This window comes from Paenibacillus residui (assembly GCF_042677205.1).
Lineage (GTDB): Bacteria > Bacillota > Bacilli > Paenibacillales > NBRC-103111 > Paenibacillus_L > Paenibacillus_L residui.
In genome coordinates, this window is the sequence record NZ_JBHTIU010000090.1 from 1 (window position 1) to 19,709 (window position 19,709).

At 53.2% G+C, this 19,709-nt stretch carries 16 protein-coding genes; all 16 read right to left on the reverse strand.

Annotated features, from left to right (window positions below; genetic code table 11):
* Nucleotides 1-134: 134 nt before the first annotated feature.
* Nucleotides 135-974 (reverse strand): MBL fold metallo-hydrolase, encoded by an 840-nt coding sequence (locus ACFQ03_RS22125; protein WP_379291018.1) that lies wholly within the window; start codon nucleotides 972-974, stop codon nucleotides 135-137.
* A gap of 93 nt (nucleotides 975-1,067) precedes the next feature.
* Nucleotides 1,068-3,443 (reverse strand): DUF4091 domain-containing protein, encoded by a 2,376-nt coding sequence (locus tag ACFQ03_RS22130; RefSeq protein ID WP_379291020.1) that lies wholly within the window; start codon nucleotides 3,441-3,443, stop codon nucleotides 1,068-1,070.
* 80 nt (nucleotides 3,444-3,523) lie between these two features.
* Entirely contained in the window at nucleotides 3,524-5,119 is a 1,596-nt protein-coding gene (locus tag ACFQ03_RS22135; RefSeq protein ID WP_379291022.1) for an extracellular solute-binding protein, read from the reverse strand.
* A 53-nt stretch (nucleotides 5,120-5,172) separates the two neighbouring features.
* The gene (locus ACFQ03_RS22140; protein ID WP_144936885.1) at nucleotides 5,173-6,054 is read right to left on the reverse strand and encodes a carbohydrate ABC transporter permease; all 882 of its coding nucleotides are present in this window, start codon (nucleotides 6,052-6,054) and stop codon (nucleotides 5,173-5,175) included.
* A 12-nt stretch (nucleotides 6,055-6,066) separates the two neighbouring features.
* Nucleotides 6,067-6,981, reverse strand: a complete 915-nt coding sequence (locus ACFQ03_RS22145; protein ID WP_260982074.1) for an ABC transporter permease — start codon at nucleotides 6,979-6,981, stop codon at nucleotides 6,067-6,069.
* 84 nt (nucleotides 6,982-7,065) lie between these two features.
* Entirely contained in the window at nucleotides 7,066-8,241 is a 1,176-nt protein-coding gene (locus tag ACFQ03_RS22150) for a Gfo/Idh/MocA family protein (protein WP_379291025.1), read from the reverse strand.
* Between the two features lie 176 nt (nucleotides 8,242-8,417).
* Nucleotides 8,418-9,464 (reverse strand): LacI family DNA-binding transcriptional regulator, encoded by a 1,047-nt coding sequence (locus tag ACFQ03_RS22155; RefSeq protein WP_144936876.1) that lies wholly within the window; start codon nucleotides 9,462-9,464, stop codon nucleotides 8,418-8,420.
* Nucleotides 9,465-9,803: 339 nt separating this feature from the next.
* On the reverse strand, nucleotides 9,804-10,628 hold the full coding sequence (locus ACFQ03_RS22160; RefSeq protein WP_379291027.1) for a metallophosphoesterase: 825 nt from the start codon (nucleotides 10,626-10,628) through the stop codon (nucleotides 9,804-9,806).
* Between the two features lie 219 nt (nucleotides 10,629-10,847).
* Nucleotides 10,848-12,266 (reverse strand): ABC transporter ATP-binding protein, encoded by a 1,419-nt coding sequence (locus ACFQ03_RS22165; protein WP_379291029.1) that lies wholly within the window; start codon nucleotides 12,264-12,266, stop codon nucleotides 10,848-10,850.
* A complete protein-coding gene (locus tag ACFQ03_RS22170; protein ID WP_144936867.1) occupies nucleotides 12,259-13,362 on the reverse strand; it encodes an ABC transporter ATP-binding protein in 1,104 nt (367 codons plus the stop codon). The genes ACFQ03_RS22165 and ACFQ03_RS22170 overlap by 8 nt, the downstream gene beginning before the upstream one ends.
* A 252-nt stretch (nucleotides 13,363-13,614) precedes the next feature.
* The gene (locus ACFQ03_RS22175) at nucleotides 13,615-14,442 is read right to left on the reverse strand and encodes an ABC transporter permease (RefSeq protein ID WP_379291031.1); all 828 of its coding nucleotides are present in this window, start codon (nucleotides 14,440-14,442) and stop codon (nucleotides 13,615-13,617) included.
* A gap of 9 nt (nucleotides 14,443-14,451) precedes the next feature.
* On the reverse strand, nucleotides 14,452-15,393 hold the full coding sequence (locus ACFQ03_RS22180; protein WP_144936865.1) for an ABC transporter permease: 942 nt from the start codon (nucleotides 15,391-15,393) through the stop codon (nucleotides 14,452-14,454).
* Between the two features lie 29 nt (nucleotides 15,394-15,422).
* Nucleotides 15,423-17,042: an ABC transporter substrate-binding protein gene (locus tag ACFQ03_RS22185; RefSeq protein ID WP_260982069.1), complete on the reverse strand. Its 1,620-nt coding sequence runs from the start codon at nucleotides 17,040-17,042 to the stop codon at nucleotides 15,423-15,425.
* 34 nt (nucleotides 17,043-17,076) lie between these two features.
* Complete coding sequence (locus tag ACFQ03_RS22190) at nucleotides 17,077-17,811, reverse strand: MBL fold metallo-hydrolase (protein ID WP_379291034.1); 735 nt, start codon at nucleotides 17,809-17,811, stop codon at nucleotides 17,077-17,079.
* 4 nt (nucleotides 17,812-17,815) lie between these two features.
* A complete protein-coding gene (locus ACFQ03_RS22195; RefSeq protein ID WP_144936859.1) occupies nucleotides 17,816-18,679 on the reverse strand; it encodes a MurR/RpiR family transcriptional regulator in 864 nt (287 codons plus the stop codon).
* Nucleotides 18,679-19,407: an HAD family hydrolase gene (locus tag ACFQ03_RS22200; protein WP_144936856.1), complete on the reverse strand. Its 729-nt coding sequence runs from the start codon at nucleotides 19,405-19,407 to the stop codon at nucleotides 18,679-18,681. Before ACFQ03_RS22200 ends, ACFQ03_RS22195 begins: the two co-directional genes overlap by 1 nt.
* Between the last annotated feature and the right edge of the window lie 302 nt (nucleotides 19,408-19,709).

The window sequence follows — 19,709 nt, forward strand, 5'->3', positions numbered from 1 at the left end:
TCCACCCGCATAGCGGGTGGTTTTTTGTTTCGCGCGTTTCACGCACTCAACTGGCTAAAGCCTAAACAAAAATGGCTGCCAAGGCGGCAGCCATCTTAGAGAGAAACTTAACTACGTTCCACTTTACATTTGTTTTAAACCTCTTCGGCGGGCTCGATATGAACCGTTAATCCATCGTAGGCGCATAAGGCGCCCATGCGCTGAGCCTTGGCTTCGATTTCTTCATGGGGTCCGGCCCCGCCTTGATGGGAGAAGTGAGTCGCGACAACTGTCGTCTTATCCGTCACCGCTCCGATCTGGCGCATGCGCTCCAGCATCGTTCCGAAATCCTTCTCATTCAGATGCTCTTTACCCGAAGGGTGGCCCCAAATCGTCCCTTCCAGCACTACACCATCGAACCGGAAGCCCTCCAGCTCTTTCCAGACCGCCTCTGTATATAGGCCGCTGTCCGAAGCGTACAACAGCGTCACCTTGCCGTCATTAATGATGTAATTCATCGCATCGCCAATGCGCGATTGATGAGAAGCCTCGATGGAGCGGATCGTATATCCGGAGGCTTGTATTAAGCGTCCCGGCAGTATCGGAACTCTGCGAATTTGCGAATGCTGGTCGCTCCCTCCGCTTTCATCCCATTTCATCCAGACCGAAGGACCGGCGATCATCGTGATCTCGGGAAGCTCGGTAGCTAACCGGAACGCCTTGGCGCGCATCCTGAGATTGTTCGGATCGAAATGATCCGAATGACTGTGTGTAATCAGTACCGTTTCGATAGAACATAACGAAAGTCCCAGAAGGGCGCAGGAAGCAAACAGATCCGGACCGAGATCAATCAACATATGATCATTGACGATCACGCTTTGCCTTCTGCGAATGTTTCGCCCGCCGTTTGCTCTCGCATGCTCGCATGTGACACAATCGCAGAATGGCGAGGGAATGCCTTCGGCCGCTCCGGTTCCCAAGAAAGTAAGCTTCATAAACTGCCACACTCTTTTCGTTTAGGATTGGGTACTTGTCAATCGTTTGCTAACCATAGTATTCGATAGTGGTCGGTGTTATTCCGTATCCTCTTAAGGGGCCATTGATTCCCCGGGCTCAGCAGATAAGAACCTGAAGTTGTCGAAATACAAGGTTTGCTGAAGGCTATGCCGCCACACCCAGATTTCAATCCCCTTCATTTGAGTGATATCCAGATCGACTTTATTCAACGGGATGCGTATCGTTTTTCCATGTTGGCTTCTTACCGTTTGGATAAAGGAATCATCCGTCTTGCCGTTCAATTGATGGAATTTGACATAAAATTGGGTGGTACCGCCCGGATTATAAACATCAAACTCCAGCACATCGAACCCGGACCAATCGGCGCTGCGGAAGCCTTTGCCCGCCTCGAACAGGCGGAAATTCGGAAAATTCACATCGGCCGGGAATACCGCCTTCATCGAATGATTCCCTTCCGTGACATATTCGTCAGACAAGCTCAGATTTACGGTGGATGAAGTAAAGCGTTTGATCGCCTCCTCCGTCTCCACATCGTTGAGCGGTATCGTATAAGGAGTATCGAATTCGTATACCGCCAGCTCCCGATGAATCTCCCGGGTCATCCCGTTCTTGGTGACTATGATATCCACCTTATGAAGTCCCGGCCCAAGTGTAAGCGTACGGGCAAATTGGTCATGCATCCCTTCTGACTTGGACACCTCAAGAGGCATCCCGTTCAAAGTAACCTGAGCGCCCTTCTCAGCATAAACCGTTACGGTTCTGCTGCCTACCGTCGGCGCTTCGACCGCGACCAATGCCGTTACCGCTTCCTTAGCCACGATTTCCCTGGCGATTTCCCGGCGAACCTGCATGACGAGATCGGGATTTTCTTCAAAAGTTTTGATGTCCTCATACAACCGGTCATAGAACGGCCGGATCGCATCGCGATACGGGAAAGAGTCCTCTACTCCCAGTCTGGCCGCGGTTTCGCGCAGCCGCTGCTCATAATGCCACAAGTATTCGTAATCCTCCATGCTCTCCCTTAGCACTTCCAGACGGATCGTCCCGATCGGACCGTCGATACCGATCTCCGTGCCGGGATAGAACAAATAGCCGTCGCCATTCGCTCCCGGAAAAGCAAGCGGATCCTTCCATACATCCCGGCTCACATATTTCTTCTCGGCGGCATTATACTTCTGAAACTGGGTAGTGGCCCAGTACAGCGTGCCTTCCACACCGTAATCATGCTGCATCCATGTTAACAGACGGGTTCCGACCAGGTCGTCATCCAGATGATAGGACGGGAACGGATGCTTGGGGAAGACGCTCGTGTACCACCATACATGCTCTCCTGCCGCCTGTCTCTCCCGAGCGAAATCATAATCATATTTATCGATTTCCGGGGTCCAAATATCGACATCGCCCAGCAGTTCATCCAGAGGCTGGATCGTCACCAGATGCGGAACATCCGGAGCTGCTTCCTTCAAGGCATCATTAATGACCTTCACCCGGTCGTAATGATTCGGAGCGTTCGGATGCGGGACCGGCTCATCAATTTCGCTGACATAGAAATACCCTTTGTCCAGCATGCCTTTTTCCCTAAGCTTGTCAACGAGTTCCTTGATCTTCTCCTTATTCGGTTCCCCTTGTGCATCTCTATAATAAGGCAGGCGATAAGCCGATATCCGGGGATCATTAATAAATCTGGCCGCACGCTCTATGTACTCATCGATATCCTTATCCGGAATCGGCAGATAGCCCGGGGTCAGACGTTGTTCGACGGAAGCCCAGTAATATTTCTCAATATACTTCCATGCCTCTTCTCCTTGAACATTCCCGTGAGCTTCCTGAACGGGACCGCCCCAGACGCCTAACCCTGTCTTGGAATGGCTTTCATCTGTCAATTCGAAATCCCATACGGTCAGTTCCACCGGAATTCGCACCGGATTTCCCGTCTCATGCAGTTGAATCTCTCCGGTATAGCTGCCCGCCGGTATTCCTTTCGAAACATATACTTTGACCCAAATGCCCTGATTCTCCCCTGCGGCCACCTCCAGCTTGCCTTCGAGAGGGATGAGCGCATCCGGATACCATCCTTTCGGATAGGCTGGAGTCGTAGACGTTGTTACCTCGATATAATGCTGCCTGAACAGTTGAATATGCTCCTTGCCTATTTTCGCCGGGCCGCCCTGCTGCTTCAGGTCGCTAATAGATACCTGCAGCTTGCGCAGAGGGTTGTTTTCCGCCTTCACGATCACTTGGCCGCTTTCGAATTCATTGCGGGCGGCCTCCAGCTTCATTACCCGGTTAGCATCGGCCGGAAACGGTTCATCCCGCATCACTTTTTGCGTATTCGACGGCACCCATACATCAAATAAGGGCTCCGTCTTTGCATGAGCGGCCGGAAGACAGGACAGCAACAGCGTAATAGCCAGCAACACAGAAATCGATTTGCGCTTCCAAAACATAACTTTCCCCCCCGAAATAGTTGTATTTGGATAAACTCCTCCCCGGATCAAGATGACCCGGGGGGGAAAACTTCTTGACGCTAGCCGTTATTCTTAAAACGCTCGTAAGCGGCCGAATATATTTCCTTATATTCTTTCAGGCCCATCTTTTCGATCGTCTGGATATATTTATCCCATTCGGAGAAAGGGGTGTCCCCCGTAATAAATTTCGCGGTCATTTCATCCACGTATTTGTTGATATCGGTGTGAAGAGGGGTATACCGGTTCAACTCCTCCTGGGTGAAAGTGAACGCGGGCCATACTTCCTCCGGCCAATAAGGCTCTGCCTTGGCGGCCGCCTCCATACTTTCCGGCGTCGATTCTCCGCCCTTATACGTCTTGGCAGTCAGCAATGCGGGATAGAACCCGCCCGCGAACGAAACGTATTTCGACGGTTCCTTCTTGTACTCTTCCGTATATTCGAGTGTGCCGTCCGGCTTCTCGACGTAGCTCAAATCTTTAATCCCCATAAAGAACAGCTTGCTGCCTTCCTCGCTGTAGAAGTAATCGATCCAGCGCACGGTCGCTTCCGGATGCTTGTTCTTATCCGTAATGACGAAAGCTCCAAGATCGATAAGCGCCGGACGCGCCCTTGAGAACACCTGGTCTCCATGAGGCCCTTTCAATACCGGAGCCCCGACAAAATGCTCAATGCTCACTCCGCTGATCGCATGCGGGCTGTTCGTCACGGAAGCGCCGACGATGCCTTCGTCCATCAGAGCATTGACTTCCGGGCCTTTAATCGTCAGCAGGTTATCGACGAATAGTCCTTCTTTATACATCTTGTTCATGTACTCCAGCACTTCCTTGTACTCCGGGGAAGCCGGAATATATCGAAGTTCCTTCGTCTTCGGATCGATGTCCATCCGGTGGGCGTTGCCGCGGTTGCCGAGCCCCCATGCTCCCTTCACTTCATCGAGCAGCGAGCCGTAATTGCTGGCCGCATAAGGAATATATTTGGGGTTCAGCGTCTTGACGGCCTTCAAATATTCATAGAATTCATCGGTCGTTTCCGGCTCCTTCATGCCGAGCTGCTCCAGGAAGCTCTTGTTATACCACAGCTTCTGGCCGATGATAACCGACTTGAACTCCGGATCGTAGAACGTCGGGAAGGAATAAATATTGCCGTCCGGCATCGTCAGGCCCTTCTTTATCTCCGGGTACTGTTCCAGAAGCTTCTTGAAGTTGGGAGCGTACTTGTCTATCAAATCATTAAGAGGAATAAAAATGCCCTGAGATCCATAGTTCATAACATCGACTGGAGAAAGCCTGGCCGTGTGGAACGCATCCGGATAATCCCCGCCGGACAGAACCAGATTCCGCTTCTCCGCGAGACTTTCCGTCGGAGTCAATTGGAAATCGACCTCGATGTTCGTCATCTTCGCATATTCCTTCCAGACCGGAAGATCGTTCCAGTTGGCAGGGGCGGACGGCGCTTTGCCCGCAAAGAAGGTCAGCTTGATCGGATTCTCAACAATCGGAAATCCTTCCGTCTTGACGGCCGGCTCCACCGCTTCTTTATTTGTGTCATTCCCGGAAGACGTCTGCCCTTCCTTGTCACCGCCGCAAGCCGAGAGCAGCCCGGCTGTCATGGCGCCCACGAGCATTACTGAAGTCAGTCTTTTCAAACTTTGCATAAAAAGTTTAACCTCCCTTAAGCTAATGTCTATTTGTGAACAAAGACTATGGGCTAGCCTTTGATTGCACCAACCAGAAACCCTTTCGTAAAATACTTCTGCAGGAACGGGTAGACCGCCAGAACCGGCAAATTAGCCACGATGACAATCGCATATTTGATGGCCTCCGCCTCCATCAAATGCTTCTGCACCGACAGGTCCATGCCGCCCGCCATGTTATCCACTTCCGATTTGATAAGAATTTCCCGCAGGAATAGCTGAAGCGGATATTTATCGCGGTCGTTCAAATAAATCAAGGCGTTGAAATAAGCATTCCAATGGCCGACGCTGTAGAACAAGATCATGACGGCAATCACCGGCATGGAAAGCGGAAGCACAATTTTCCACAGAGTCTGTAAATTGGAGCAGCCGTCGATCGCCGCCGATTCCTGAATTTCGTTCGGTATGCTGGTCTGGAAGAAGGTCCTCATAATGATGATGTTCCAGACAGAGACGGCTCCGGGAATGATCAGCGCCCACATGGAATTGATCATGCCGAGATTTTTGACAAGCAGGTAAGTCGGGATCAGCCCGCCGCTGAAAAACATCGTGAAGACGATATACCCCGTGATGACATTGCGGCCGGCAAAGTCTTTGCGCGATAGCGGATAAGCGGCCATAATCGTCATGATTAAATTGACAGACGTGCCGACAACGGTGTAAATAATCGTGTTCTTGTATCCGATCCAGATTTCTTTGTTGGCGAAAATCAGTTCATAGCCTATGAAGGACAAGTTTTTCGGAAACAGCCACATCTCACCCTTGGTCACCGACAGCGGATCACTGATCGAGGCGCTGACGACAAAGACAAGCGGGTACAAAATAATTAGGAGTATGACCGTAAGGATGGCATAGATGATGCCCCCCACCAGACGGTCCGTAAAAGTTTCTTTCACCGTTATGCCTCCCTACCACAAGCTGGTTTCATTGACTTTTCTCGCGATTTGGTTCACGGCTACCAGCAGAATGACGTTAATAATGGAATTAAACAGTCCTACGGCGGCGGCAAAGCTGTACTGCGCCCCCACAATCCCTTGCGTGTACACATAGGTGGATATAACGTCGGAGCTTTCGATGTTTAAATTGTTCTGCATCAAATAAATTTTCTCGAAGCCGACACCCATAATGTGACCGACATTCAGAATCAAGAGAATGACGACCGTCGGCATAATTCCCGGCAGGTTGATATGCCAGATGCGGCGAAGCCGGCTTGCTCCATCGACTCGTGCCGCCTCATGCAGGGAAGGATCGATACCGGAAAGCGCTGCCAAATAGATGATCGAGCTCCAGCCCATTCCCTGCCACACCCCGGAGAAGACGTAAATGGTTTTAAACCATTTCGACTCCGTCATGAAAGAGATCGGTTCGCCTCCGAAGAACACGATGATATGATTGATGATCCCGTTTTGCGGTGACAGAAAAATAAAGATCAAGCCGACCATAACGACAGTGGACAGGAAATGCGGCGCATAAGTAACCGTTTGCACGAACCGCTTGAAGGACCTGCTTCCAACCTCGTTAATCAGAAGAGCGAGCAATAACGGTATCGGAAATCCGACAGCCAGCTGATACAGACTGATGCTGAATGTGTTCCAAATCAGGCGCCCGAAATAATAGCTGTCAAAGAACCGTTGAAAATGAACGAACCCGCTCCAATCGCTGCCCCAAATGCCTTTGGCGGCAACGAAATTTTTAAAGGCGATCTGCACACCGTACATCGGTATGTAATCGAAGATGAAAAAGTAGACGATAACGGGAGTGATGAGCAAATACAAATCCCAATTTTTGCGAAGCGTTCGTTTGAACGCTTTCCATTTAGACAGGCGTTTCGCCTTGTCGGCATGGGTATAAACCGCTGGTTGATTCAACAATGAGCCCCCCTTTACTGCAAGCTTGATGGTTCATGGTCAATAGCGGACCGCTGATTCGTTAAGGCCAAGCATCCACGGCCGGGGCTCTTTCACCCGAATCACTCTGCCGCCTGCTCTCATCGACTCGGTCGCGGCGCAGCCGACAGCTACACTCATCCGGCCGGCAATAGGCTGGGCTACCGGTTCTTTCCCATGGAGGATCATGTTAATGAAGTCCTCACATATCTTCTCGTCCGCCCCGTTGTGAGAGCCTTCCGCTTTGCGGATGTTGTAAACTCTGTCCGACAAATCGCGCCACGTATTGGATTTTCTCGATTTCACAATCACCTGGTTATTGGGCTCCGAATTCTCTATTCTCCCTTCCGTCCCGATAATCGTATAATTCCTTTCGTAATCCGGAGTAAAATGACACTGCATGTAAGAAGCCTTGATGCCTCCCTCCAGCTCCATCAGCACCATGCTGTTATCCTCCACGTCGATTTCCTCGCGGAAGGCGCATTGTGTCAGAGGACCGAACCGCGCTTCCGGGCATGTCTCCTTCTCCGGACATTCGGGACAGGTGAGATCATTAGGCTTGCTGCCTCCGAAGTAGTCGACTCCGCCGAATGCGGCCACCTTGGTCGTATAACGGCCGGTAAGCCAATGGATGATGTCGATATCATGAGAGGCCTTCTGCAGCAGCAGGGAGGTCGTGTTCTTCGAGCTGCCGTGCCAGCTATGGTAATAGTAATCGCTTCCAAGTCCTACAAAATGACGGACCCAGACCGCCTTCACCTCTCCGATATCGCCGGCTGCAATTATTTCCTTCATCGTACGGTACATGTTCATGTAGCGCATATTGAAGCCAATCATGAAATGCTTGCCGGAATCCCGCCACGCCTCCAGAATCCGGTCGCAGCCGTCCACCGTAACGGCCAGCGGCTTCTCACAATAGACGTGCTTGCCGGCTCTTAGCGCCGCTACCGCATGTTCGTCGTGGCAGTGATCGGGAGTCATTACTACGACCGCATCAATATCCGGCCTCTGCAATAGCTCCCGGTAATCCAGCATCACATCGGCATCCGGATTGACTCTCTCCCTAAATTTGTCCAGACGCGCCGGATTGGTATCCGCCCCTGCGACAACAACCGATTTGCCATCCGGCCGATGCCAGTATTTAGTGACTCCCGCTCTCCATCCGAGTCCGATAACCCCGATTCGTATCTGCTCCAAGCTGATTCCCTTCCTTCAACATAATGTATTTTTGGGCCCAAAAATGGCCGTTATTTGTCCAATGATCAAAAAAAATATTGCCGCGGAGGTTTCGGACTCTATCATCTATATAGATCGGAAGATTGCTTCCTTTCCTCTCCGTTCCGCGGACTCTATGTCTTCATACCTGCGCTGTTTTACTCTCTCTGATAATCGGATGATTGCCGGATTATGAGTTGAAAAGGCATCAGCAGCTTGAACGGAAGCGGATGGTTGCCCTCTATTTGATCTACCAGCACCTTCGCCGCCATCATGCCTATCTCGCTCTTCGGAATGTGAATCGTCGAAAGCGGCGGAGTGGTAAATTGGGACACTTCGATATTGTCCAGCCCGACGAAGGCCATATCCTCCGGAATCCGCAATCCTCGTTCTGTGACGGCCCGCATCGCCGAGATCGCCATCATATCGCTCGCGGCAAAAATAGCCGTAGGAGGCTCTCCCGCCTTCGAATCCAGCACTTCGGCCATCCGGGAATAGCTGACGTTCACGTCCCAGCCCGCATTAATGATCCAGCGGGGGTCCGCTTCCAGTCCCGCCTCCTGCAGGGCATCGCGATAACCGCGATAGCGCTTCTCCCGCTCCAAATCACCGGTAAGTCCCGTCCCGCCGATAAAACCGATCCGCTTGTGGCCCTGCCGGATCAGATGCCGTACCGCCGATTTGGCCGCTTGCACGCGATCATAAGAAATAACGGGGACGGAAGGATCGGCAATATCGATGCCTACGACGGCCGGAACAATCCTCTTGATCGTTTCGTACATCTCCTGGTCGATACCCTCAACAATAATGAGGCCGTCCAGCTTCGTATCCTGAAGCAGCCTGCGCATCGCCTTCTCTCCCTCTATTTCGTTCATGGTGATTACGTAAGCGAGGGAGCAGTTCAGCTCAGACAGCTTCTTCTCTATTCCCTCCAGAATCGGAGAGAAATAGGGGTGGTTGTATTTATTCTGGGGAACGGATACGATACAGCCTACTTGCCGGTATTCCGTCCTCGCCGGGGAAGCGCTTTTACGTGCGGTCGATTTGGCCGTTTGGGCAGGAATATAGCCTAGCTGATTGGCAACATTCCAGATCTTTGATTTGGTCTCCGAGCTAATATGCCGGCTGTTATCATTATTTAAAACCCGGGAAACGGTAGAAATAGAAAATCCGGCGTGCTGCGCGATTTCTTTCAAAGTAGGCATCTTTCTCTATACTCCTTCGCCTGTAAAGTAATATCCGCTTATGTTTCAAGCAGTGCCATGCTTGCACAAAATTTGGGCCAAATCCTATTTATACAAGGCAATGATATCAACGTTTTGCCCCAAAGTCAAAGATTTTTTTGCCCAAAAAGCGGCGAAGTAGAGAAACTTTTTCAAAGAACGGCTTTAAATCTTTCGTTTCATGTCAAGGAAATCGGGATTTTTAAAGGGAGCAGACACTTCGTTTGGCCGCTTTTGATTTTGGGCCCAAAAATATTTGTTTGTCTTACAAGTTCAATATACATACTGATTGTTAACTCTATATCAGAGGGATGCTATCTGTTAGTCCAAATCAATCGTCAACAAGGCTCGTTTGACTTCCTCCATCGCTCCTTGGCCGCTTCTCCATTCCCGGCGATAACCCAAACCGTTATTCAATAATCGGACACCGTTCTCTTCCACCTCTTTACGGTAATGGACATGTCCCGATACGGCATAACGAATGGAGTCCGAGTAATCGCGAATCAACTCGCCGTACTGTCGGCTCCCGAGGAATCCGTTGAAATAACGCCACTCCCCGATCGTTTCCGGCACGGTAAAAGCCTTGTGAGGAACTACATGAGTTACGAGAATAATGCTGCTGCCTCGATGCTCATCTAATTGCCTCTTCAATTTTTCCACAAAATAATTATGGACCTGCCCCACCGACATTCCCCAATCGGCATAGAGGCTGTCCTTCCAGGTCCGTTCCCCCCACTGCATGCGCTCCAACTGCTCGAAAGTAAAGTCGGGGGAGGCGAAAGAGTAATCATACCAGCCGAGGTCGCCGATCACCACCCAATGATCCGTTAACCGGAAGGCTCCGTTTGCAAGATTGCGAGGAAATTCCTTCAGCTTGTCGTAGGCTTCCCAGGCCGATCTTCCGGGAGCGTTGATATTCCATACATCGTGATTTCCCGGCACGAACAAGCAGGGAACCGAAGTCATCCTTTCTATTCTGTCCAGCGCCTCCAATGTCGTCTCCCAATCGTTGGTCAAATCCCCGGCAATGATCATCCTCTCGACCTGCCGTTCTTCGACTGCCCGTGCCAGCGCCTCCTCTATCGGGATGTCCGTCTCCGAGTGATTCAAATCCACATGCAAATCCGATAAGATGCCTATTCTCATTTAGTCAGCCCCTTCTCCTCTATATCCAAATGTCGTTGAAAATCGATAGCCTTCATTTCTTCGCTCCATCAATGGAGCAATGCGTCGGTCATTCCTGTGATTCAGTCCACTCAAGCAGTTTCCTATAGTAGGATAGCTGCCGTAACAAACACCTCATGGAAAAATGTAGTGACCCGATAACTGCAACATACCGGAGGATGGGCCGTGTTCGTCGAATCCTTAAGGCAGAAAGCAGCGAACATAGTGGCCGTCCCCCGCTTCCTGCAGAGGCGGCACCGCTTGTCTGCAACCTTCTCGGGCCCAAGGACAGCGGGGGTGAAAAGCGCAGCCCGAAGGCGTCGACACGGGGTCAGGCATTTCTCCAGTAAGGGCCGTCGGATTAGTCGTTTCACTTCGAGGAGCCATCAGCTCGGACGTTTCTTCGCTGAACGTTCTTGGGCCATCCTCCTTTGTAGCAGGTAATTCAGAGAGGCCTTCGCCAAGCAAAAGCGGGCGGGAAAATGCTCCGCTGCCCGAGGCCGTCCTTCCGCCTCTGCTCTCTTGGCGCTTTCCTGGAATCAAGGCAAGCAATCCTTGGGTATAAGGATGAAGCGGCGAGGAGTAAATCCGATCTACAGGCGCTATTTCCACGATTTTACCCAAATACATGACCGCCACCCGGTCACTCATGTAATGGACTACATTCAAATCATGGGATACGAACAAATAAGTCAGCGAAAATTTCCTCTGCATTTCCTTCAAAAGGTTTAAGATTTGCGCCTGAACGGATACATCCAGCGCAGAAACCGGCTCGTCGGCGACAATTAACCGGGGCTGCAGCATCAATGCGCGGGCGATGCCGATCCGTTGGCGCTGCCCGCCGCTCAGCTCATGCGCGTACCGCCTCCCGAAAGAAGCGTCGAGCCCGACGAGTTCCAACATTTCCTCCGCCTGCTTGCGTCTTGTCCGTTGGTCCCCAAGTCTATGCACCCGCAGAGGCTCTTCCAGCACAGCCAAAATTCGGTGACGAGGGTTGAGAGAAGCGTATGGATCTTGAAAGACAAGCTGAATTTCCCTGCGCAGCGCCCTCTGTTCGCTGCCCTTGGCTTCGGCTGTGCTCTTGCCGCCATACCGAATCGCTCCGGAGGTCGGCCTGACGAGGGAAGCAATCATATGTGCCGTGGTGGATTTGCCGCAGCCGCTTTCTCCTACCAGTCCGAGCGTTTCACCTTCCAGAATGTCGAAGGAAATACCGTCCACCGCACGCACCAATCTGCCTCTTCGCAGCCCTTGTGACGCCACCGGGTAATGCTTCACCAGGGATTGAACGGACAGAATCGGTGCGGAATTGTTCGGCCTGGTACGGTTCAGTTCGGCACTGCACGTCTCTGCACGGTTTGACCCGGCACTGCCCGACCGGGCATGGACCGGTTCGGCACTATGCGGCCAGGCACTGCTCAACTCGGCATTGTACAGCCTGGCTCCGTTCGTCCTGGCACCGCTAGGCCTTGCCGTGTCCGGGCCCGTGCCTGCAGGCCTGACGGGCACCGGCCTGCCGGAAACCTGCCCGGCACCTATAGTACCGGCACTGTCCGGCTCGGCAGCGATCCGCTCGGCTGTGTCCGGTTTGGCGGAAAGCGCCTCTATATGTCTAGGCATGGGCCAATTCCCTCCTCTCTTCCGCCTCTGCCCCAACCGCCCAGCAGCGTACGGTGTGCCCTTCATCGAGCCTGACCGGAGGCGGTGCGCTCAACCGGCAGCGTTCGTCCGCATAAGGACAGCGCCCGGCAAAATGACAGCCCGCTCCCCGCTCGGCTATCCCTGGCACACGTCCCGGTATGGAATACAGCGGTCGGCCTTTCTTGTCCGGAGATGGGATCGAATCGATCAGTCCCCGGGTATAGGGATGCTGCGGAGAGCGAAACAGCCGGTCCGTTGCCGCCATCTCTACAATTTGTCCGGCATACATGACAGCCACCTTGCCGCATCTCTCGGCAATGACGCCCAAATCGTGGGAGACCAGCAAGATGGAGGTGTTGTCCGTCCGGTTGAAATCGGCCATTAAATCGAGAATCTGCGCCTGAATGCTGACGTCGAGCGCCGTTGTAGGCTCATCGGCAATGAGCAAATTAGGCGAGCAGGAAAGCGCTATGGCGATCATGACCCGCTGCCGCATTCCTCCAGATAATTGATGGGGGTATTCGCGCAGCAGCATTCCGGCCCTGGACAGCCCTACCTTGCCCAGCATCTCTGCCGCATGCTCCAGCGCTTCGCGTCGCTTTATCCCCAGATGAAGGGTGATCATCTCCACAAGCTGCTCTCCGATCGTCAACACCGGATTGAGCGATGTCATCGGGTCCTGAAAGATCATCGACAGCTCCTTGCCACGCAGCTTGCGCATTTCGTCCTTGGGGAGCGAATGAAGCTCTCTCCCTTGATACCGGATCGAACCGCCCGTGATGCGGGCCCCGCGGGGAAGCAGACCTAGAATGGCGAGAGAGGCCATGCTTTTGCCGCAGCCGGATTCCCCGACCAAGCCCACGATCTCTCCCTGGGCTATCGGCAGAGTTACTCCTTCCAGGACATTTCTTATCTCCCTGCCCTTTCCCACACCAACATACAGGTTTTCTATTTCGAGCAATGGCGCCTGGTTCCCGTCCTTCTGCCAATTTTGCCCTTCCTGCCCCCCATTATTCCTCTGACCTGCTTCTGCCTTCCGATGGTTCCTCCCCGTTAGCAAATGTATTTGCTCCATCCATATCCCTCCTTCTCCGGCCTGTCCGCAAATCGATCAAACCTCAATATAAAGGACCATTGGTTTCCAGAAGTTGCTTTCCGGCCAAAATCGATGCATTTGTACTGCTATTTCGACACATCCGAGGATTTTGGCGCGAAATAGATGCATTATCTTCTTCCTTGTCCGGTTAAAACGTATCGCATAAGCTCCTATCATATTTCTTATCCCACTCATCCACGATTCGACCAAGATCCATACGTCTCCCTTCCATCATGCTCCACGTTGCCCGGCCATCCTCGGATCGTTCCAATCCCGTATGCCGTCTCCCAGCAGATTGAAGCCCAGCACCGTGACCGTGATCAGCACTCCAGGAGCCAAGGTATACCAGGGAGCTCTGACAATATAACCCTGAGCCTCATTCAGCATTCGGCCCCAGCTGGGGTCCGGAGGCTGCACCCCTAATCCCAGGTAGCTAAGGCCCGCCTCCGCCAGGATCGCTCCCGAGAAGCTCATCGAGGCGGCAACGATTAATGGCGGAACGACATTGGGCAGAATATGCAGGAACATGATCCGAAGATGCCCCGCCCCGACCCCTCTTGCCGCTTTGACAAAATCCAACTGCTTGAACTGCATAAATCCGCTCCTGACAATGCGGGAAAAAGAAGGAATCCCCATTATGCCAATGGCCAGAATGGTGTTCTGCAGGCTCGGGCCGAATACGGCGACAAGTGTCAACGCCAGAATAATGCCGGGGAAGGCCATCATCGCATCCATCACCCGCATGGCCAATTCGTCGGCCCAACCGCCGAAATATCCCGCGAACGCGCCAATGATCAGGCCGCCGGAAGCGGCGATAATTACCGACATGCCCCCGATTTGGAAGGCGGTCTGCGAGGCTTGCATCAGCCGGCTGAAGACATCCCGCCCGAAATGATCTGTGCCCAACAAATGCTGATAGCTTGGAGCAAGCAGGCGGGCACCGGAGTTCATCGCATTCACGTCATGAGGAATATAGATCAGGCTGACAACCATGAATAAAAGCAGTGCGCCCACGATCGAGCCGCCGATCCACAGGCTCGGATTCGTCGCCTTCTTCACTTCTCCCACCTACTTTAACCGGATTCTTGGATCAACGACCCTGTACAGCAAATCTACGGTAAAATTGACCAAAATCACTATGAAAGCCGTAAACAGCACCATTCCCTGCACCAGCGGAAAATCCCGGGCACCGATCGAGGAAACCATCAGGCGGCCCAATCCGGGAAGCGCATAGACCTGCTCAATGATCAAACTTCCTCCCAGAACATCGGCAAAAATCATGCCAACGACCGTGATGACAGGAACGAGCGCGTTTTTCAGCACATGCTTGTACAAAACCGTTGTCTCACGCAAGCCTTTGCTGTGGGCTGTTTTCACATAATCCTGGTTCATCTGCTCCAGCAGGGTCGTCCGCAAATACCGGACAATGACCGCTACCTGCGGAATGGCCACGGCCAGGGAGGGCAGGAACAGCGACTTCAATGCCTGCGCCGGACTTTCCGACCATGGCACATATCCGCCGGCGGGAAACCATCGGAAGGTCAATCCGAGCAACAACACCAGCAGAATGCCGAGCCAGAACGAAGGCACCGCCATCCCTAGCTGAGTCCATCCGGAAATCAGCAGATCGGCCGCTTTGCCGTGCCGTTTTACCGCTAACAGACTTAGGGGCACGGCGATGACCAGCGCCATGACGATGGACATCAGCGCAATCGACACGGTTACCGGCAGCCGTTCCAGAATCAGCTGCAGCACCGGGCGGGAGAACTTCAGAGATTCCCCGAAGTCCCCCTTGGCCATTTGCTTCACCCACTGGGCAAACTGCTCCGATAAGGGCCGGTCCGTCCCGAGCTTCTCCTTCATAGCCGCCAAAAGCGCCTCGTCCGCATCCATACCGAGGATGGTCAGCGCCGGATCTCCCGGTATAATCCGGAAGACGACGAAGGTCATGATAACTACCAGAATCAAAGTAACGATGAACGTCATCGTTCTCCGAAGGATATAAGGCACTGCGGACACTCCTTTTGAAAGCAGAAGGCTTATTTTTCGTAATACATGGTGGACATGTCCTGCACATAAATCGGATAGAGCTTGTAGCCTTTCAGCTCTTTTTTCATCGCCACAACAAAGTTAGGATCCATAATATAGACGGCGACCGCGTCATCGGTCAGAATCTTCTGGGCTTCCTTGTACAGCCCGACCCTTTTGGCGTCGTCCAGCTCAATTTGTGCTTGCTTGATCAGCTTGTCGTATTCCGGATTGACATAATTGTAAAAATTCGCTTTGTAGTCGGATGCATAACGCACCAGAACCTCATGAGGGTCCAGCTTACCGGTCAACCCGATAATGGTCATGTCATAATCCCGGCCTTTATAAATCCGATCAAGCCAGACGGCCCACTCGACCTGCTCAATCTCGGCCTGGATTCCCACCTTCTGCAGCTGCTGGGCGATGACCTGAGCGGTGTCAACGTGAAACTTGTAGTTGGAGGGTACGGATATGGTAGTGGAGAACCCGTTCTCATACCCTGCTTCGGCCAGCAGGCTTTTAGCTTTTTCCAGATTGACGTCGTAGGTGTTCTCCAGCCCTTCCTGGTAATACTTCTGCATAGCCGGGCTCATGTTGGAGCCGAGCTTGGTTCCTTTGCCTGCCGCAACCACCTGAATGATCTCATCCACATCAATCGCGTAATTGATCGCCTGACGCACCAGCACATTGTCAAAAGGCTTCCGGGAGTGATTCATGGTCATAAGCTGAACCATATTCTGCATCCCGTCGACAAAATGGAAGCCGTCCCCAAGCTCTTCCGCCCGCTCGCTGTCAATCCGCGGATACATATCGATCTCCCCGGCCTTCAGCGCAAGCAGGGAGGCTTCGCTGTCCGGCATGATGCGGAATTCCACCCGATCAAGATAAGGGACGCCCGGAATATAGTAGTCCTTGTTCTTCTCCAGAACGAGCCGCTGGTTCGGAGCATATTCGACAAACTTGAACGGGCCGGCGCCGATCGGAGCCGTGTTCTGATCCTCGTAACCTTCGGGAAGAATGGCAGCCGTCAAATAGCTGAGGAAGGACACGTCGTTCGCTTTCAGCTTCACCGCAATGGTCTGCGAATCCACTATCTCTACCGACTCCACATTGCCGAAAGCGGTGGACAGAGGCTTCCCGCTGTCCTTGCCCATCAGCCGTTCATATGAATACTGAACATCCTCCGCGGTGACGGGATTGCCGTTGTGAAACTTGACCCCTTCGCGCAGCTTGAAGGTATAGGTCAGCCCATCGTCGGAAATCTCGTACGATTGGGCAATTGCCGGCTGAACTTCCCCCCGCTCGTTAGGCTTGAGAAGCCCCTCGAACACGTTGAACATCATCTCCTGGGTACCCGAGGCGACGGCCAGGTGCGGATCGAGAAAATCCGGGTCCTGCGGCACGGCCACAACGACCGTCCCGCCTTCCTTGGCGGAATTCTCCGTCTTGGCCGAATCTCCCGAGCCCGATGAGGTGCCGCCCTGATCGGCATTCGACCCGGCCGACTGCCCGCTGTTCTGCTCCGCGCCTCGTCCCCCCGCCGCTCCCCCGCTGCCGCATGCAGCCAAGATCATCGTTAGCAGAGCACACGCGATAATAACGGACATGGTTTTCCATTTGCGACTTATCATTGGTTTTTCCTCTCCTTATCATTGCATTAATGGATCAAATGACGAAGCAATCGCCGGTATAGGTTAGCTGCACAGGTCCCGAATAGTGTTCCTGTGCCTGTCTCACTAATGTCTGATGGTCTCCGTAATGCGGCAGATGGGTCAGCACGAGCCGGCCCGCATCGGCCAAAGCCGCCAGCCTGCCGGCCTCGCCCGCGGTCAAATGGCCCCGAATCTTCCCAAACTGCTGATTGTACAAACTGCATTCGGACAGGAGCATATCCGCCCCCCGGCTCAGCTCGACCAGCCCGTCATGCCATTCGGTATCGGCCGTGTAGGCAATACTTCTATCTTGATGCTCGATCCGCATGGATAAGCACGACACGGGATGCACATTCCGGCCGAATTGGAAGCGGACATCCCCAATGGTCAGCCGGTCGCCCGCGTCTATCGGGTAAGCCCTGCAGTAGGGCGGATAATTCAAGCTCTCCATCCGCTCCGGTTCCTCGATATGGGCGTAAATATCGAGCGGCCGGGACCGTTTGCCCAGTTCGGTCAGGATCATAATGGCATACTGCAGGCAATAGACATCGGCGATATGGTCCGTATGGGAGTGCGAGAGAACGACGGCATCCAGCCATTCGAGCTCTGTATAGCGCTGTAGTTGGGCCAGTACCCCCGAGCCGCAATCCACGAGAATACGGGTCGTGCCGGATTCGAGCAAATAGCCGGAGGTGGCGGATTGAGCGGCCGGATAGGCGCCCCAGGAGCCTAAAGTAGTTATATGCATCGTTTTATTCCCCTTCTTTGCTGCCCGTAGGCCATATGAATTGCGAATCGAACCCGCGGAAATGGGTTTCGGTCCGCAGCAGATTCAGGGCGACCCTTTCCTTGTCCAAGCGGGCGATTCTTTGAACGAGCGCGTTCACGACCGCAAGCGGGGCAATGTACGAATCGAGAAAACCGCCGGACCGGGTCGCAGCCAGCAAAACCACATCCGCGAGTCTGGCAAAAGGGGACAGCGGCGAATCGGTCAGGGCGATGAGGGGGACTCCGGCTTCCCTGGCCGCCTCGCTGACCTTCATCGTGCGGCCGCAGTATCGTGGAAAGCCGCAGACGAACAAGACATCTCCCGCTGTCAGCCGGGCGGCGAATTCGGCGCATTCTCCCTGGGGAATCAACTCTCCCTCCCCGAGCATGTATCTCAGGATGTAGGAGAGGGGGCTGGTGACCGCCAAGCCGGCGCGCCAGCCGGCAATCGCGATCCGGTTAGCCCGAATCAGGAGCTTCGCCGCAGCCTCTATGCGATCTTCCTGCTTGAGCTCGGCAGTGGCCTGCAAATTATCGCATTCCAGGCGGAAATGCTCCTCCAGCCAGGAAGCCGCATAATCCGCCTCCGCCGATTGAAGCAGCCTCTGCACAGGTCTGACCTCCAGCACCTGCGCCTGCAGATCGGATTGCATCGCCGAGAAGCTTCCATAGCCGAGCTGCCGGGCAAACCTATGGACGGTCGCTTCGCTGACCCCGGCTAATTTCCCGAGCTTTCTCGCCGGTGTAATGGCCGCCTGCTTCATCTCCTTGGCCGCAAAATAAGCGATCTTCTTCATTCCGGGGCTTAATGCGTCGAAAGCGGCCTCTACCTTTTGCTCAAATCTCATCAATGCCGGGAAGCCCCCTTCAGCCCTCCAACCGCCTGCCTGTCCAGAAGCTCGAGAATATCCCGGGCCGACGGGATGACCGGCGCATGATCGATTTCCTCTATTCCGCAGCGGTCAAACCGGTTGATCAGCCAGCATTCCATCCCGGCCTGCCGGCTTCCGATCACATCATCGTAATAGTTGTCCCCAACGTAGACACACTCTTCGGGCGACACTCCCGCCGCTTTCAACGCCATCTCGAAAATAGCCTTATCCGGCTTCTTCACCCCCCGCTCCTCAGATATGAAAAGATGATCGAAATACGGCAGCAAACCGCATTGCTCCAATACGGTCCGGGCCGTATGATCCCAGTTGGAAATCAGCCCTACGCCGTATGAGTTTTCTTTTAACTGTTCCAGCAAGGCGGCGCTAAATTCATAAGGAACCCACATCCGCTCTTTCTCTTTTCCCAGTTCCTGCAGCCTTCGGCACTGCTCGACCAGCGGAAAGCGGAAGCCAAGATAATAATTCACCACGCCGATGTACCAGGGGAAAAACGTTCCCCTTTCACCCCCAAGTACGTCCGTGTACTCCCGCATGAACAGCTTGTCCGCCAAATGGTAGGCTCTTGCAATCTCTTCAGCCTTGGCTTCGGCTCCTTGCTCGCGCAAGTAGGTCTGGTAATCCTCTTCTCTCTGCATTTGTACAAGGGTATAGCCGAGATCGAACCAAATGAACCGTTTTTCCATCCTGCGATATGCTCCTCCTCCAGAAATCAGACGGACGTGAAAAATGAAATCCTACATCCATCCGTCCGTTGTCGCATTTCCTACAATTTCAATATACAGAGGGATTGTTATGTGCGTGTTAGACGGTTCCTAAGCTTTTGTAAAGGGGGAAAGGGAGTGAGTTGTTGCATAGGAGCTTCCGGGAAAGAAGGGGGAGTGGGAGAAAACCTGTGGGTATCATTTGCTTCGTTGGATTTGTATAGTGGCACAAGAAGTCAAGACAGTTTTTTTTAATTTTTAAGGTGTGAAATCATTCACGAAGC